The 15,857-nt window shown below is 61.5% G+C and carries 13 protein-coding genes; 8 read left to right on the top strand and 5 right to left on the bottom strand.

The features are described 5' to 3' along the window. Nucleotides 1–11: 11 nt before the first annotated feature. Genes trpCF through G5182_RS02130 form a run of 4 tightly spaced genes read right to left on the bottom strand, consistent with a single transcriptional unit; the run spans nucleotide 12 to nucleotide 4,800 of the window. On the bottom strand, nucleotides 12–1,520 hold the full coding sequence (gene trpCF / locus G5182_RS02115) for a bifunctional indole-3-glycerol-phosphate synthase TrpC/phosphoribosylanthranilate isomerase TrpF (RefSeq protein WP_227343016.1): 1,509 nt from the start codon (nucleotides 1,518–1,520) through the stop codon (nucleotides 12–14). Continuing rightward, nucleotides 1,520–2,548 carry an anthranilate phosphoribosyltransferase gene (gene trpD / locus G5182_RS02120; RefSeq protein WP_421254150.1) on the bottom strand — a complete coding sequence of 343 codons (1,029 nt, stop codon included), beginning with the start codon at nucleotides 2,546–2,548 and terminating at the stop codon, nucleotides 1,520–1,522. The genes trpCF and trpD overlap by 1 nt, the downstream gene beginning before the upstream one ends. A 10-nt stretch (nucleotides 2,549–2,558) precedes the next feature. Beyond that, nucleotides 2,559–3,173 (bottom strand): aminodeoxychorismate/anthranilate synthase component II, encoded by a 615-nt coding sequence (locus tag G5182_RS02125; protein WP_100646427.1) that lies wholly within the window; start codon nucleotides 3,171–3,173, stop codon nucleotides 2,559–2,561. Next, entirely contained in the window at nucleotides 3,166–4,800 is a 1,635-nt protein-coding gene (locus G5182_RS02130) for an anthranilate synthase component 1 (RefSeq protein WP_421205380.1), read from the bottom strand. The genes G5182_RS02125 and G5182_RS02130 overlap by 8 nt, the downstream gene beginning before the upstream one ends. 436 nt (nucleotides 4,801–5,236) lie before the next feature. Between G5182_RS02130 and rnm the strand changes: the two genes are divergently transcribed. From rnm to tesB, 6 genes are all read left to right on the top strand, one after another. Next, complete coding sequence (gene rnm, locus G5182_RS02135; RefSeq protein WP_100646425.1) at nucleotides 5,237–6,118, top strand: RNase RNM; 882 nt, start codon at nucleotides 5,237–5,239, stop codon at nucleotides 6,116–6,118. Nucleotides 6,119–6,234: 116 nt separating this feature from the next. Beyond that, a complete protein-coding gene (locus G5182_RS02140) occupies nucleotides 6,235–6,855 on the top strand; it encodes an L-threonylcarbamoyladenylate synthase (protein ID WP_005338129.1) in 621 nt (206 codons plus the stop codon). After that, entirely contained in the window at nucleotides 6,848–7,717 is an 870-nt protein-coding gene (locus G5182_RS02145) for a segregation and condensation protein A (RefSeq protein WP_199765725.1), read from the top strand. The genes G5182_RS02140 and G5182_RS02145 overlap by 8 nt, the downstream gene beginning before the upstream one ends. Continuing rightward, complete coding sequence (gene scpB, locus G5182_RS02150) at nucleotides 7,701–8,273, top strand: SMC-Scp complex subunit ScpB (RefSeq protein ID WP_005350230.1); 573 nt, start codon at nucleotides 7,701–7,703, stop codon at nucleotides 8,271–8,273. The genes G5182_RS02145 and scpB overlap by 17 nt, the downstream gene beginning before the upstream one ends. A gap of 134 nt (nucleotides 8,274–8,407) precedes the next feature. Further along, nucleotides 8,408–9,331, top strand: coding sequence for a 23S rRNA pseudouridine(2605) synthase RluB (gene rluB, locus G5182_RS02155; protein ID WP_159143381.1), 924 nt, complete (start codon nucleotides 8,408–8,410; stop codon nucleotides 9,329–9,331). 229 nt (nucleotides 9,332–9,560) lie between these two features. After that, a complete protein-coding gene (gene tesB, locus G5182_RS02160) occupies nucleotides 9,561–10,427 on the top strand; it encodes an acyl-CoA thioesterase II (RefSeq protein ID WP_005338122.1) in 867 nt (288 codons plus the stop codon). A gap of 78 nt (nucleotides 10,428–10,505) precedes the next feature. Here tesB and aceK read toward each other — a convergent pair whose 3' ends face one another. Beyond that, complete coding sequence (gene aceK, locus G5182_RS02165) at nucleotides 10,506–12,233, bottom strand: bifunctional isocitrate dehydrogenase kinase/phosphatase (RefSeq protein WP_058059117.1); 1,728 nt, start codon at nucleotides 12,231–12,233, stop codon at nucleotides 10,506–10,508. 206 nt (nucleotides 12,234–12,439) lie between these two features. On the opposite strand from aceK, the gene G5182_RS02170 reads away from it, so the two are divergent. Both G5182_RS02170 and thrA read left to right on the top strand, forming a co-directional pair. Further along, complete coding sequence (locus G5182_RS02170) at nucleotides 12,440–13,147, top strand: tRNA/rRNA methyltransferase (protein ID WP_227342294.1); 708 nt, start codon at nucleotides 12,440–12,442, stop codon at nucleotides 13,145–13,147. 250 nt (nucleotides 13,148–13,397) lie between these two features. Then, complete coding sequence (gene thrA, locus G5182_RS02175) at nucleotides 13,398–15,857, top strand: bifunctional aspartate kinase/homoserine dehydrogenase I (protein WP_227342297.1); 2,460 nt, start codon at nucleotides 13,398–13,400, stop codon at nucleotides 15,855–15,857.

Here is a 15,857-nt window from a genome sequence, read left to right on the forward strand (position 1 = left end):
AAAGGGTTGCGTTACAGGTTGCGCAGTGCGCCGAAGGCGGCTGCAATCTTGTGCGCATCCTTCTGGCCCGGGGCACTCTCCACCCCGGAGTTGAAATCAAGTCCGAGGCAGCCCACTTGCGCCGCCTGCAGGGCGTTGTCGGGATTAAGGCCACCCGCCAGCATCAGCTTGGCTTTATCGAGCGTGGCCAGCAGGGCCCAGTCGAACGCCTGACCTGTGCCGCCGCTCTGGCTGCCTACTTTGGTATCCAGCAGCAGCCGATCCGCCGGGTAGTCGAGGGCGGGCAGCGGCTCGCCGTTTTCTTTGCCGAGAGAGACGCCTACGGCTTTCCAGATCTGGCAGCCAGCCGGCAGCAGTGGGCGCAGGATCTTGATATAGGCGGCATCTTCATCCCCGTGCAGCTGCACCGCAGCGAGTCCCAGCGCCTCCACCGTCTTGACGATGGTGGCGGGCTGGGCGTTGCGAAATACCCCCACATAGGCGAGCGGCGCACCCGCCATCACGGCGCGGGCGGCAGGGATGTCCACATAGCGCGGGCTTTTCGCCACAAAGATAAGACCCCCGAACACCGCACCCGCCTGATGGGCGGCGGCGGCATCTTCGGCGCGGGTCAGGCCGCACACCTTGTTCTGGCCCAGTACCAGCTTGCGCACAGCCGCTTCCAAATCCGGCTCGGCCATCAGGGATGAGCCCACCAGAAAGCCCTTGGCGTGGTGGCGCAGATCCGCTACCTGAGCGCGGTGGTTGATGCCGGACTCGCTGATCACCACCCGATCGCTTGGAATGTCTTTGGCCAGCTGTTTGGTACGGGCGAGATCGACGCTCAAATCGCGCAGATCCCGGTTGTTGATGCCAATCACCGGCGCCCCCAACGTGATGGCGCGGGTCAGCTCCTCCTCGTTGCTCACCTCGGTGAGTACGCCCAGACCCAGCTCCTTGGCCACCGCGAACAGGGCACGATAGCCCTCGTCGGTGAGCACCGAGAGCATCAAGAGGATGGCGTCCGCCTGATAGTGGCGGGCCAGATAGACCTGATAGGGGTCAATCATGAAATCCTTGCAGAGCACCGGCTGACTGACGCGGCTGCGCACCCGCGGCAAAAAGGCGAAATCCCCCTGAAAGAACTTCTCGTCGGTCAGCACCGAGATGGCGGTGGCGTATTTGCCATAGATGTCGGCGATCGCCTCCGGGCTGAAATCGTCGCGGATCAAGCCCTTGGAGGGGGAGGCCTTCTTGCACTCCAGAATAAAGCGGGTGGAGCCTGCCTTGAGCGCCCCGACGAAATCCCGATCGCTTGGGGTCAGAGCGCTCTGGAAGCTCTCCAGCGGCTGGGCCAGCTTGCGGGCGGCAACCCACTCCTGTTTGGCCGCCACGATCTTGCCGAGAATGGTCTGGCTGATGGAGGCCATGTTCAGAAATGCATGGGGGGCAATAAGGTCTGACATCTCGTTATCCTTGCGAAACTGGCTCTTGCCCTGTGGGCGTTCTGAATGACTGTTGTGCAACATGGTGGCTGACATCATGCCTCCTGATTGCCCGCTTCCTGATGGCTCAAAGTGGCCAGCCGAGCAGCCAGATCTGCTGCCTTGCCGCTTGCCAGCACAGCCAGCACCTCGGCCGCCGCGCTCTTGAGATCGGTCGCCTTGCCCGCCATCAGCAGCAGTGGCGCCACATTGGCGGCAATGGCGGCGTTGTGGGCCGGGGTGCCACGCCCTTCCAGAATGGCGGCGGTGATGGTGCGGTTCTCTTCAGGCTCACCACCCTGAATGGCGCTGACCGGATAGGTCTCGAGGCCAAAGTCAGCCGGGGTGAGCAGAAACTCGCGGATCTCGCCGTCACGGATCTGGGCCACCTGGGTCGGGCCGTGAATGGCAATCTCGTCGAGCCCGGCGCCGTGAACCACCATACCGGTTTTCAGCCCCAGTGCCAGCAGGGTTTCTGCGATGGGGCGCACCAGCTCGGGGGCATAGACCCCCATCAGCTGATAGGTGGGGCGAGCGGGGTTGATAAGCGGCCCCAGCACGTTGAACAGGGTGCGGGTCTTGAGGGCTTGGCGCACCGGCATGGCGTGGCGCACCCCGGCGTGGTACTGGGGGGCGAACAGGAAGCAGATGCCGAGCTCGTCCAGACAGCGGCGCGCCTGCGCCGGGCTCATGTCGAGCTTGATGCCCATCTTGTCGAGCAGATCGCTCGAACCCGACTTGCTCGAGACCGAGCGGTTGCCGTGCTTGGCCACTTTCAGGCCGCAGGCGGCGGCGACCAGCGCCGAGGTGGTGGAGACGTTGATGGTGTTGAGGCCATCGCCACCGGTACCGACGATGTCGCAGAACTCATAATCCGGACGCGGGAAGTCGCGCGCTTCGGCCAAGAGGGCCTCGGCGGCACCGGCGATCTCCTCCGGGGTCTCCCCCTTGATCTTGAGAGCGGTCAGGAGACTGGCGAGAACTATGGGGTCCACTTCGCCACGTACCACCTGGCCGAAGGCGTCGCGGGTACTTTCACGGCTCAGAGACTGACCCTGATAGAGGGTGTTGAGATGATGATGCATGTTGGTCTCCTTACCGCGCGCCGCGTGTCGAAAAAATGCTTTCTGGACGAGTGATATGGGCGAGCGCCTGAGTCAGCAGACGGGCCCCTTCCGAGGTCATGATGGATTCCGGGTGGAACTGGAAACCCAGTACCCGCTCATCCTGCTGCTCGATGGCCATGGGCATCCCCTGATAGTGGGCAATCACCGTCAGCTCTTCCGGTACATAGGTGGCGACCAGCGAGTGGTAACGGGCTACCGGCAGCGGGCTCGGCAGACCGGCGAAGGCGCCGTGGCCGTTGTGCTCAATCAGCGAACGCTTGCCGTGGACGATTTCGCCTGCTGCGCCGACGGTGCCGCCGTAGGCTTCGCACAGGGCCTGATGACCGAGGCAGATACCGAGGATGGGTACCTGACCACGGGCCAGCTTGATGAGGTCGATGAGGCAACCCGCTTCGTGGGGGGCGCCCGGGCCCGGCGAGAGCACCAGTACGGCGTCCCCTTCACAGGCGGCGATTTCGCTCATGATGCGGCTGGCCGGCAGGCTGTTGCGGTAGATCCGCACCGGATAGCCGAGGGATCGGAACTGGTCAACGAGGTTGTAGGTAAATGAATCGAAGTTATCGAGCAGGAAGATATTAGTCATGGCTCACGTCCTTATGTTGCTCCTGCTGGGCACTCAGAGCTTGCAGGGAGGTGCCATGGCTGGCAGCGATGGCGGCCAGCACGGCGGCCGCCTTGGCGCGGGTTTCGTCCGCTTCTGCTTGCGGCTTGGAGTCATAGACCACCCCGGCACCGGCCTGCACATGGGCCACGCCATCTTTCACGAAAGCCGAGCGAATGACGATGCAGGTATCCATCTCGCCAGCGCCGTTGATGTAGCCGACGGCGCCGCCGTAGCTGCCGCGGCGCTTGCCTTCCACCATGCGAATAAGCTCGCTGGCGCGGATCTTCGGTGCGCCGGTGAGGGTGCCCATGTTCATGCAGGCCTGATAGGCGTGCAGGGCGTCAAGATCGGAGCGCAGTGTGCCGACCACCTTGGAGACCAGGTGCATCACGTGGCTGTAGCGATCCACTTTCAGCAGCTCCTTGACGTAGCGGGTGCCGGGCTCCGAGATGCGGGCTATGTCGTTGCGGCCCAGATCCACCAGCATCAGGTGCTCGGCCACCTCTTTCTCGTCCTGACGCAACTCCAGCTCGATGCGGCCGTCGAGATCCCGGTTGATGCTGCCATCGGGGTTGAAGCCACGGCGGCGGGTACCGGCGATGGGGTACATCTCCACATCGCGGCTGGCGGCGCAGAATTTCACCGCGCTCTCCGGCGAGGCGCCAAAGAGGGTGAAGCCCTCATCCTGCACGTAGAACATGTAGGGGCTGGGATTGGTCTGTTTGAGGCGGCGATAGGCGGCCAGGGGGCTCGGGCAGGGCAGGGAGAAGCAGCGGGACGGCACCACCTGAAAGATGTCGCCACGGCGGATAAAGCCCTTGAGCTTCTCTACCTCGGCGCAGAACTGCTTGTCGCTCTTGTCCACGCTCATGCCACCGGTCAGGGGCTGGGTGGTCAGCTCGGCGCAGAGGGGTTGCTGGCAAATCTGTTTGAAGTCGGTGAGCCGTTCGGTCAGGCGGGTGTATCTGTCTTCCACCTGGCTTTCGTCGCTGTCGCCGCCAAAGATGCAGGCCAGCAGTTGAGTGGTGCGTTCGATATGGTCGATGGTGATCAGGGTCTCGGCCACGTAGAAGCAGTAGTCGGGGCAGTCATTGCTCCCCTGTGGCACTTCGGGCAGATCTTCAAAAGAGGCGATGAGGTCGTAGGCGAAGCTGCCCGCCATAAAGAGCGCTTCTTTGCCGAGCTGGCAATCAAGCTCCCGCTGCAGGGTGCGCAGCACGTCCAGCACGCTGCACCCCTTGAGGCGGGAATCTTCGTCTTGCTCCCGATCGGAGGCAGGGAAGTCGAGTTGCAGCTCGCCATCGACCAGCGAGCGGGCAACCACCGCAGGCAGCCGCTCGGCCAGCAGGCTCTGCAACTGAGCGCCGTTGTCGTTCAGGCTGCGCACCCGCACGGTGCGACCACGGCACTCGATGCGCAGGCAGGCATCGACCAGCAGCAGGCTCTGTTTACCCGCCTTGGAGTCGATCTCCACCGATTCCAGCAGCAGGTTGTTGGGGCGGCCCTGACAGAGGCGGGTATAGAGCGCCAGCGGATCGGCCACATAGGGGGCGTTGAGTTTGAGGGTATCGAATTCACCCAGAGGAAGGCGATGTGTGGCTGTCATAGTGCGTTCCCTTGCGTGTGATGCGTGTTACCGATGTTCATGACGTTGAATTCCTTAGAAATTTAATTGGTCTGGGGTGGCTGGCTCAGGGGCGCCATCGCCAGGTCAGCTTGCTTGTCTGAATTCTCGGTTTCATCACAGGTCCATTTGCCGGATAATAAAAAAGCCCGCTGGGGTCAGCGGGCTTTTTCTTTGGGTTCTTAATTTGCTGTCAGATTACAGGTACAGCAACGACCACACGCCCGCATGTCAGGGAGTGTGCCACCACCAGATGGTCAGGATGGAAGTCGTTTGCATGATAAAGTCCTGTAAAAAGATGTTTGCAATGAAGTGCCTACAGAAGACGATAAAGCCGCGGCCAAGTCAAGTCGCTTTTTAGCCTTCTTTCACCGATTTGCCATGAATGGTGACCTGACCACGAGAGCGGAATAACCTGATGAGATTCGATCTTCACTGCCATACCACTGCCTCCGACGGGGTGCTGAGCCCCGCCGAACTGGTGCGTCGCGCTGCCGAAAAACAGGTCGAGGTGTTAGCAGTTACTGACCACGATACCCTCGCTGGGCTTGATGAGGTGCGCCGCACCATCGAAGCCGAGCAACTGCCGCTGCGATTGGTGAGCGGGGTCGAGATCTCCACCGGCTGGGAGCATCACGAAATTCATATCGTGGCGCTGGGGGTGGATGAAAACAATCCGCAGCTGACCGACTTTCTGGCCGGTCAGTTGGCCCGCCGTGAGGCGCGCGCGCTGGAAATCGGGCGTCGTCTGGAGAAGTGCCTCATCCCCGGCACCTATGAAGAGGCCAAGGCGCTCGCCGGTGATGCTGCCGTGACCCGCGCCCACTTTGCCAGGGTGCTGGTGGCGCGTGGGGTGGCCGACAACATGCAGAAGGTATTCAAAAAGTACCTGAGCCGTGGCAATAAAGGGTATGCCCCGGCCGAGTGGCCCGAGATGAGCGAAGCCATCGCTGCCATTCACGCCGCTGGCGGGCTGGCGGTGCTGGCCCACCCCAGCCGTTACGATCTCACCGCCAAGTGGATCAAGCGGCTGCTGGTGGCCTTCAAGGCGGCCGGTGGCGATGCCATGGAGGTCTCATTGCCCCAGCAGAGTCCGCAGGAGCGGGCCAATCTGGGCCAGTGGGCCAAGGATCACGACCTCTATATCTCGGTGGGATCGGATTTTCACTTCCCCTCCAACTGGACCGAGCTGGGCCGCCACCTCTGGCTGCCCAAAGAGGGGATGCCCATCTGGTTGGCCTATCCAAATCACTTTGGGCTCACCACCGAGCAACAAGCCGAGCTGCTGGCAAGCCGGTAACGGCGCCAGCGAAGCGGCCACAAACAGGTTCAAACAGGTTAAGGTAGTGTCATGGGTCTTTGACCCGTGACCATACGAGCGGGCAGGTATTGCTGCCCCCATTGCGAGAACAAGCTATGAGTCAGCATTTTTACGTACATCCGGAAAACCCCCAGGCCCGTCTGATCGGTCAGGCGGTACAGATCATCCAGAACGGCGGTGTGATCGTCTATCCGACCGACTCCGGTTATGCGCTGGGTTGCCAGATGGGTGACAAGGGCGCGCTGGAGCGCATCTGCCGCATCCGTCGTCTCGACGCTAACCACGACTTCACTCTGGTGTGTCGCGATCTCTCCGAGATCTCCACCTACGCCAAGGTCGACAACAGCGCGTTTCGCCTGATCAAGAACAACACCCCGGGCGCCTACACCTTCATCTTCAAGGCGACCAAAGAGGTGCCGCGCCGCCTGATGAACGAGAAGAAGAAGAGCATTGGCATCCGGGTGCCGGACAACAAGATTGCTCAGGCGCTCTTGGAAGCACTCGGCGAGCCGCTGCTCTCCACCACATTGATCCTGCCGGACTCCGAGATGGCCGAGTTCGACCCGGAAGAGATCTTCGACAAGCTGGGCAAGCAGATCGATCTGGTGGTCAACGGCGGCTATCTGGGCGAGCAGCCCACCACTGTGGTCGATTTCTCTGACGACGAGCCGGTATTGCGTCGTCGCGGCGCCGGAGACCCGACTCCGTTTGAGTGATGTCGCTGAACCGGTGACAGTCCCTTCCGCCGAGATGGGGACTGGCGCCGCGCTACCCATCGCGAAAGTCCTGGGGCAGCCCTATCACGAGCTGCCTCAGGACCTGTTCATCCCGCCCGATGCGCTGGAGGTGTTCCTCGATACCTTCGAGGGGCCGCTCGATCTGCTGCTCTACCTTATCCGGCGCCAGCAGCTCGATATTCTCAACCTGCCGATCCTGCAGATCACCGCCCAGTACATGGAGTACGTGGAGCTGATGCAGGGGCTCAACCTTGAGCTGGCGGCTGAATATCTGCTGATGGCGGCCTGGCTGGCGGAGATCAAATCCCGCCTGCTGCTGCCCAAGGCGCCGGAGCTGGAGGATGAAGAGGAGGGAGAAGACCCGCGGGTGACGCTTATTCGCCGCCTGCAGGAGTACGAGCGCTACAAGGTAGGGGCGGAGAGGGTCAATGAGCTGCCACGGGTGGAGCGGGAGATTTATATCGCCGCTGCCTTGCCCCCCGATTTTGGCGCCCTCAAGCCACTGGCGCCCGATGTTTCGCTGGTTGAGCTCGCCCTTTACATGCAAAGTGTGGTAAAACGCGCGACTCATTTCGAACATCACCAGATCCGCCGCGAACAGATCCCGACCCGGGTGCGCATGGCGGAGATCCTTGCCATGCTCACGCTGGGGCAGACCCTGCGCCTTGAGCAGGTGCTGCGTGCCGAAGAGGGGCGCATGGGGGTACTGGTGACGTTTCTGGCCCTGCTGGAGCTGTGCAAGGAGCAACTGATCTGGATCCTGCAGGCAGAACCACTCGGCCCAATCCATTTCGCATTGGCCGAGCAGAGCGAGGAGGGCAACCGTGGCGCTGCCCACTGAACGACTCAAGACCCTGATCGAAGCGGCGCTGTTTGTGGCCGGTCGCCCGCTCAATGTCAGCGAACTGAAAAGCAGCGTGCTGGCCGATTATCCGGTGACCAGTCGCTATGTTCAGCTGCTGTTGGCCGAGATCAGGCAAGATTACAGCTCGCGAGGCGTCGAGCTCAAAGAGGTCGCCTCCGGCTGGCGCTTTCAGGCGCGTCAGGAGTATGCCGAGGAGCTCTCGCGGCTCTGGAGCGAGCGGGCTCCGCGTTATTCGCGCGCCGTGATGGAGACGCTGACCCTGATCGCCTATCGTCAGCCCATCACCCGGGCCGAGATCGAAGCGATCCGCGGGGTGGCGGTGTCGAGCCAGATAGTGAATACCCTGAAAGAGCGTGGCTGGGTGCGCAGCATAGGCCACAAAGAGGTGGCCGGTCGCCCCGAACTGCTCGCCACCACCAGAGAGTTTCTGGATTACTTTAATCTGCAGAGTCTGGAGCAGCTCCCCGAGCTGGATCCGGAGCTGCAACCCCTGTTGCCCTCTGCGGTGGACGGGGAGAGCGATGCCCGGTGAATGGCGCCCAAGCGTGCCGATGTCACCGAGATATACATTTTTCAACTGTGGCGAGTGCTCCAACCGGCGTTTGTTACAGTTAACCCCGTTGCCTCTTTTACCAGTGGGCAGCGATCAACAATCAGGTAACCCCGATGAGTGAAAAACTGCAAAAAGTGTTGGCCCGCGCGGGTCACGGCTCCCGTCGTGAGATGGAGGCCCTGATCACCGCAGGTCGGGTCAGTGTGGATGGCAAGGTCGCCACACTGGGGGATCGCGTCGAAGTGAACGCCGTGATCCGGGTGGATGGTCACCAGGTCAAGACCCGTGCCGCAGAGGAAGTGATCTGCCGCGTACTGGCTTACCACAAGCCGGAAGGGGAGATGTGTACCCGTCACGATCCGGAAGGTCGTCCCACCGTGTTTGATCGTCTGCCCAAGATGGAAGGTGCCCGCTGGATCGCGGTCGGCCGCCTCGACGTCAACACCTCCGGTCTGCTGCTGTTCACCACCGATGGTGAGCTGGCCAACCGTCTGATGCACCCGAGCCACGAAGTGGAGCGGGAATACGCGGTACGTGTCTTTGGCGAAATCACCGAAGCCATGCTGCAGCGTCTGCGCAAGGGCGTGCAGCTGGAAGATGGCACCGCCAAGTTCAACAAGATCAAACCGGCTGGCGGTGAGGGTCTGAATCAGTGGTTCAACGTCACCCTGACCGAAGGACGCAACCGTGAAGTGCGCCGCCTGTGGGAATCCCAGGAAGTGCAGGTGAGCCGCCTGATGCGTATCCGCTACGGTGACGTCAAGCTGGATCGCGCTATCCCGCGCGGCGGCTGGCAAGAGCTGAAACTGCCGGAAGTGAACTACCTGCGCGGTCTGGTCAACCTGCCGCCGGAGACCGAATCCAAGGTCGATCTGCAGCAGGATGGCAAAACCAGCCGTCACAAGCAGGCCGCCCAGATCCGTCGCGCCGTACAGCGTCACAAAGAGATGCAGGGCAAAGAGCCGCGCGCTCGCGCCACCACCGCCCGTCGCAAGCCGCAAGCCTCTACCCGCAACTCCGGTACCGGCAGCAAGTAAGCTGACAACCCGTTGCGTACTGCACGCTGTTCAAGTGCGCAGTCGGCCAAGCAAAGGCCCGCACCAGATGGTGCGGGCCTTTTTGTATCAACCCCCCTGGCTGGTAAAAGGGGGGGGGGTGAGAAATTGAGGGGAATTTCTGTCGTCTGTTTGCCCGCAGACTCGCCGCTGCGGTTGCTCTGCTCCGGTGAGCTTGTTAGCCTGTGCGGCTCTGATAGAGGAGTGAACGATGAGCAAGGTACTTGATGAGCTGCTGGCGTTGCTGGCGCTGGAAAAAATCGAGGAGGGCCTGTTTCGGGGCCAGAGCCAGGATCTCGGTCTGCGGGCCGTGTTTGGCGGACAGGTTATGGGGCAGGCCTTGTCAGCTGCCAAGCAGACGGTCGAGACCGGCCGTCAGGTTCACAGTTTTCACTCCTACTTCCTGCGTCCGGGGGATGTGACCCGTCCCATCGTCTATGACGTGGAGAATATCCGTGACGGCCAGACCGTCTCCACCCGCCGGGTCAAGGCGATTCAGGGCGGCAAGCCCATTTTCTATCTCAACGCCTCGTTTCAGGTGCCGGCCGATGGCTTCGAGCATCAGGCGCAGATGCCCACCGGCATCACTCCGCCGGAGGAGCTCAAGAGCGAGCTGGAGCTGGTGCGCCCCTACGAGAACCTGATCCCGGCCTCCCTGCGGGACAAGATCCTCTGCGAGCAGCCCATCGAGATGCGCCCGGTGACCCTGGTCGACCCTATTCGGCCGACGGTGCAGGATCCGGTGCGTCACGTCTGGTTCAAGGCCAACGGTCAGATGCCGGATGATCTGCGGGTGCACAAATACCTGCTGGCCTACGCCTCCGACTTCAACTTCCTGCTCACCTCGCTGCAGCCGCACGGGGTGTCGTACTGGGAGCCGGATATGCAGGTGGCCACCATCGATCACTCCATGTGGTTCCACCGGGATTTCCGCTTCGACGACTGGCTGCTCTACGTGGTAGACAGCCCGAGCGCCAGCAGCGGTCGCGGTCTGGTGCGCGGCCAGTTCTTTACCCGTGACGGGGTGCTGGTGGCGAGCACCATGCAGGAGGGGGTGATCCGCCGTCGCGGCAGTTAAGTCGCGCAGCGGTCAGCAAAACGGGGTGGCTTGGGCCACCCCGTTTTCGTTGCTGCGATGTGCGCGGGCGCTGCGGGATCAGCCGCCGCGCTGGTACTTGAAGCGCTTCTTGCGCCGGTAGGGATAGACATCCTCGAACACCCCCACCTTGATGTTGCTCTGCAGCATCTTCCAGTAGTTGGCGTCGAACATCTCCTTGTGCAGCTGCAGCATGATCTCCCGCACCTGCGGCTTTTGCAGCAGGAAGGTGGCGAACTCCTCGGGGAAGATGTCGTTGGGGGCCACCGAGTACCAGGGCTCGGCGCTCCACTCATCCTCGGGGTAGCGCGGCGGCGGGATCTGGCGGAAGTTGCACTCCGTCATGTAGCAGATCTCGTCGTAGTCGTAGAACACCACCCGGCCGTGGCGGGTGACGCCGAAGTTCTTGAACAGCATGTCCCCCGGGAAGATGTTGGCCGCCGCCAGCTGCTTGATGGCGTTGCCGTACTCCTCCAGCGCGAGCCGGGTTTGCTGCTCGTCCGCCTTGTCCAGATAGAGGTTGAGGGGGATCATCTTGCGCTCGGTATAGAGGTGCTTGATCACCAGCTTGTCGTCGCTGATGGTGAGGGCTGACGGTGCCACCGTCTTGAGCTCGGCAAGGAGTTCGGGCGAGATGCGATCCAGCGGAAACTCGAAGTTGGTGAACTCCTGGGTATCGGCCATCCGGCCAACCCGGTCGTGCTGTTTAACCAGCCGGTATTTTGCCTTCACCTGCTCGTGGCTCACATCCTTGGGCGGGGTGAACTCGTCTTTTATCACCTTGAACACCACATCGTAGGAGGGGAGGGTGAACACGCTCATCACCATCCCCTTGATGCCGGGAGCGATGATGAACTGATCCCGACTCTGGGCCAGATGGTGACGGTAGTGGCGATAGAGCTCGGTCTTGCCATGCTTCTGGCAGCCAATGGCGTTGTAGATCTCGTAATCGGGCTTGTGGGGCATGATCTGGCGCAGGAAGGCGACAAACAGCGCCGGTTCGCGGGCATAGACCATGAAATAGGCGCGGGCGAAACCAAACACGATGGAGGCGAGGTCCGGCTCGAAGATAACTGTATCCACATAGATGCTGTGGCCGGTGCTGAGCAGGGGCAGGATAAAGGGGAACACCTGATCCCGGGCCCGGATCAGCCCCACCAGATAGGCCCCTTTGTTGCGGTAGAACACCTCTTTGAGGAGCTCGATGGCAAACGGCTCGTCATGGAGGATTTGCGGGCCGTTCTCCGCAAGATGGCGGTGGATGTCGACAATATCCCGCTGCTTGTCCTCGTAGGGGAGGGTGAAGCTGTAATCCCCCAAAAGCTGGCTCAAGGTCTGCGGCAGATGGGCCAGATCGGTGCGATAGATCCGCAGCAGGGCGCTCAGGTCCGGTTTTTCGCCACGGCTGACAAAGGGGTGGATATAGAGGTTCTCGTCGCGGATATTGCGATGGCGAAAGATCCGGCGATAGACGGAGTTGAAGAAGGACTCCGCCACCTCGAAGTTGTCACAACGGGGCAGTAGATCGCTGAAGGCGCTTTTGACCCGCTTGAGCAGCTCCTGGGTGGCGTGGTGCTCCCCCATCATCTGGCGGATGGAGCTGGCGGTTGCCCCCACATGGTGGTCATAGAGGCGAATTCGCTCGCGCCCGGCGAGCTGCACCCCCAGCCAGTCACTGTTCTCGAAGCGGCTCTTGCTGCCCTGGGTTATCTCGAGAAACCGGCTGTAAAACGACTCGAAGCGTTGCAAGATAGTCTCGGCGACGGCCTGTTCCAATGGCTGCTGCATCTCTCTCTTCCTTGTGATCTGTCGGGCCGATAGCGCGAAGGATTGGGTGTAATTTGTTCACACGTCAGGCCACTATCGCAACATTCAAACGTCTGTTCAAGTGGCAATTTTCGGGGATAAACGGTAGATTGCGCCCCTGTTTTGGTGATGGTTTAGCGACTGTTTGCTGTCTGTTTGAGAGGCCGTCCGGCCTGCGAGGAAACCCGATGAAGCTCTATTTTGTCCTGGTGGCACCTGCCCGTCCTGCGAATGTGGGGGCGGCTGCCCGCGCCATGAAAACCATGGGATTCGATGCCATGCGACTGGTGGCGAGCCGGGTACACGAAGAGGAGGAGGCGAGCTGGGTGGCCCACGGCGCCCAGGAGATCCTGACCCAGGCCGAGGCGTTCGATACCCTGCCCGAGGCGCTGGCGGACATGGATCTGGTGATCGCCACCACCGCCCGTGAGCGCGGTCGCTACCAGCACTACCTCACCCCGGGAGAGATCCGCGAGCAGATCCGCTGCAAACCTTCACTCAACAAGGTTGCCATCGTCTTTGGCTGCGAGGAGTCGGGGCTCTCCAACGAGCAGCTGGCCGAGGTCGACCTCATCAGCTATTTGCCCCTCAAGGTGAGCTACCCCTCCCTTAATCTGGGGCAGGCGATCATGCTCTACGCCTACGAGATGAGTCAGCTGATGGATGAGCTGAACGCCGACGGCGCCGCTGCGGTAGCAGAAAATTTTGATAACGCCGGGCAGGTTCGGGTGCTGAAAAGCAAAACAGCAGAATTGCTGGGTGAACTCGGAGTTTCGCAGGATGAAAAACTGCATCAATGGGTGATGGACCGGGTGCCCATGCTGCCGCAGCGGGATTTGAACATGCTCCACCTGCTCTGCAAGGACCTTGCGCGCAAACTTGGCAAAGAGGTTTAAGTTGACAGCCCAAGGCCAGCCGCGGTATTGCTAAAAGCCAGCTTCGTCAACGAGTGTTCGTCATGCAGTTATTCACCAACGTCATCACCACCACCATTATTACCGGTACCACCACAGGTGGCACTGGGGCCGGTTGATGCGCTGACGAACAAGCACAGAAATCAGAAAAGGCCCGTACCCACCCAGTACGGGCCTTTTTGTTGGATTGGTTTTTAGATTGAATTTCATAGATTTACAGGGAGAGAAAGCGATGAGAGTGTTGAAATTTGGCGGGTCTTCACTGGCCGATGCAGAGCGTTTTTTACGGGTGGCCGATATCGCGGTCAACACCCACGGCCAATCTCAGGTAGCCCTGGTGCTATCTGCACCTGCCAAGGTGACCAATCATCTGGTGGCGCTGGTGGAGCAGACCAGCCGCGGCATGGATGCCAGTTCCACCCTGTTTGAAGTGAACGGCATCTTCTCCCGCCTGCTGGCCGGGTTGAAGGCGGCCTATCCGGCGCTGGATGACAAGGCGCTGCTGGCCCGTCTCACCGCCGAGCTGGATCAGGTCGAGCGGCTGATGCAGGGCATCCGTCTGCTGGGCCTCTGCCCGGACAACGTGCAGGCGCGCATTCTGAGCCGTGGCGAGAACCTCTCCATCGCCTTTATGCACGAACTGCTGCGGGTGCGCGGTCTGGATCTGGAGCTGATCGTACCGGAAGAGCTGCTGGTCACCGACGGCGGCTACCTCGAAGCCCATGTCGATATCGAAGCCTCCCGCCTGCGTTTTGCCGCCAAGGGGCTGCGTAGCGACTGTCTTTACCTGATGCCGGGCTTTACCGGTGGCAGCGACAAGGGCGAGACCGTGCTGCTGGGTCGCAACGGCTCCGACTACTCCGCAGCCGTATTGGCCGCCTGCGTCGATGCCGAGTGCTGCGAGATCTGGACTGACGTCGAGGGCTGCTACAGCTGCGATCCCCGTCTGGTACCGGACGCCTACCTGCTGAAAACCCTCTCCTACAAGGAGGCGATGGAGCTCTCCTACTTCGGTGCCAAGGTGCTGCACCCGAAAACCATCGCGCCGGTGGCCCAGTTCCATATTCCCTGCCTCATCAAGAACAGCTTCAACCCGCAAGGGCCGGGTACCCTGATCGGCCCCGAGAGCGGCGACGATGACCTGAAAGTGAAGGCCATCTCGGATCTCTCCGGCATGTGCATGTTCAACGTCTCCGGCCCCGGCATGAAGGGGATGGTCGGCATGGCCGGTCGCATCTTCTCCGCCGTCTCCCGCGCCGGGGTCAGTATCGTGCTGATCACCCAGTCCTCTTCCGAGTACAGCGTCAGCTTCTGTATCCACAGCTACGACAGTGAGAAGACCCGCAAGGTGCTGGAGCGCGAGTTCGAGCTGGAGTTCAAAAACCAGCTGCTGGAGCCGCTGGATATCATCAGCGATCTGGCGATCATCTCCCTGATCGGTGACGGCATGCGCACCAGCAAGGGGATGGCGGCCCGCTTCTTCACCTCGCTGGCGCAAGCCTCCATCAATATCGTCGCTATCGCGCAGGGTTCTAGCGAGCGCTCCATCTCGGCGGTGGTGCGGGATCGCAAGGTGGCGGAAGCCATCAAGGCGTGCCACCAGAACTTCTTTGGCAGCCAGCAGTTTATCGATCTCTTTGTGGTCGGGGTCGGCGGCGTCGGTGCCGCGCTGGTGGATCAGATTGCCCGCCAGCAGCCGGTACTGGCCGAGCAGGGCACTGGCCTTCGCGTGGTCGGCATCGCCAACAGCCGCCAGATGGCGGTCAACAAGGATGGCTTGAACCTCGCCAACTGGCGCGAACAGCTGGTGGAAGCCCGCGACAGCTTCTCGCTGGAAGGGGTGAAAAAGCTGGTGGAAGATAGCCACATCATCAACCCGGTGATCGTCGACTGCACCTCCTCCGAGGCAGTAGCCGTCCAGTATGCCGACTTCCTCGCCGCCGGTTTCCATGTGGTTACCCCGAACAAGAAGGCCAACACCGGCTCGCTCGATTACTACAAGGCGCTGCGTCGCACCGCCCGCCAGACTCGCCGCAAGTTCCTGTACGAGACCAACGTCGGCGCCGGTCTGCCGGTTATCGAGAACCTGCAGAACCTCATCAAGGCCGGTGACAAGCTGCGCGCCTTCGACGGCATTCTCTCCGGCTCCCTCTCCTTTATCTTCGGCAAGCTGGATGAGGGGATGGCCTTCTCCGAGGCGACCCAAATCGCCCGCAGCAACGGCTTTACCGAACCGGATCCCCGCGACGATCTCAACGGCATGGATGTGGCGCGCAAGCTGCTCATTCTGGCCCGCGAAGCCGGCATGGCGCTGGAGCTCTCCGATGTGGAAGTCGAGCAGGCGCTGCCGCCCGGATTTGACGCCAGCGGCGATGTGGAAGCCTTTATGGCCCGTCTGCCCGAAGCGGACGGCTGGTTCCGCGACCAGTTCGCCGCTGCCCAGCGTGAAGGCAAGGTGCTGCGCTATGTGGGCTCCATCGAGGGTGGCAAGTGCAAGGTCGCCATCAAGGCGGTCGGGGCCGACGAGCCGCTGTTCAAGGTCAAAGACGGGGAGAACGCGCTCGCCTTCTTCTCTACCTACTACCAGCCGATCCCGCTGGTGCTGCGCGGCTATGGCGCCGGTACCGAAGTGACTGCAGCGGGCGTCTTTGCCGATGTGCTGCGCACCCAGAACTGGAAGCAGGAGCTATAA

Source organism: Aeromonas sp. 600948 (assembly GCF_049174875.1).
Classification (GTDB): Bacteria; Pseudomonadota; Gammaproteobacteria; order Enterobacterales; family Aeromonadaceae; genus Aeromonas; species Aeromonas veronii_A.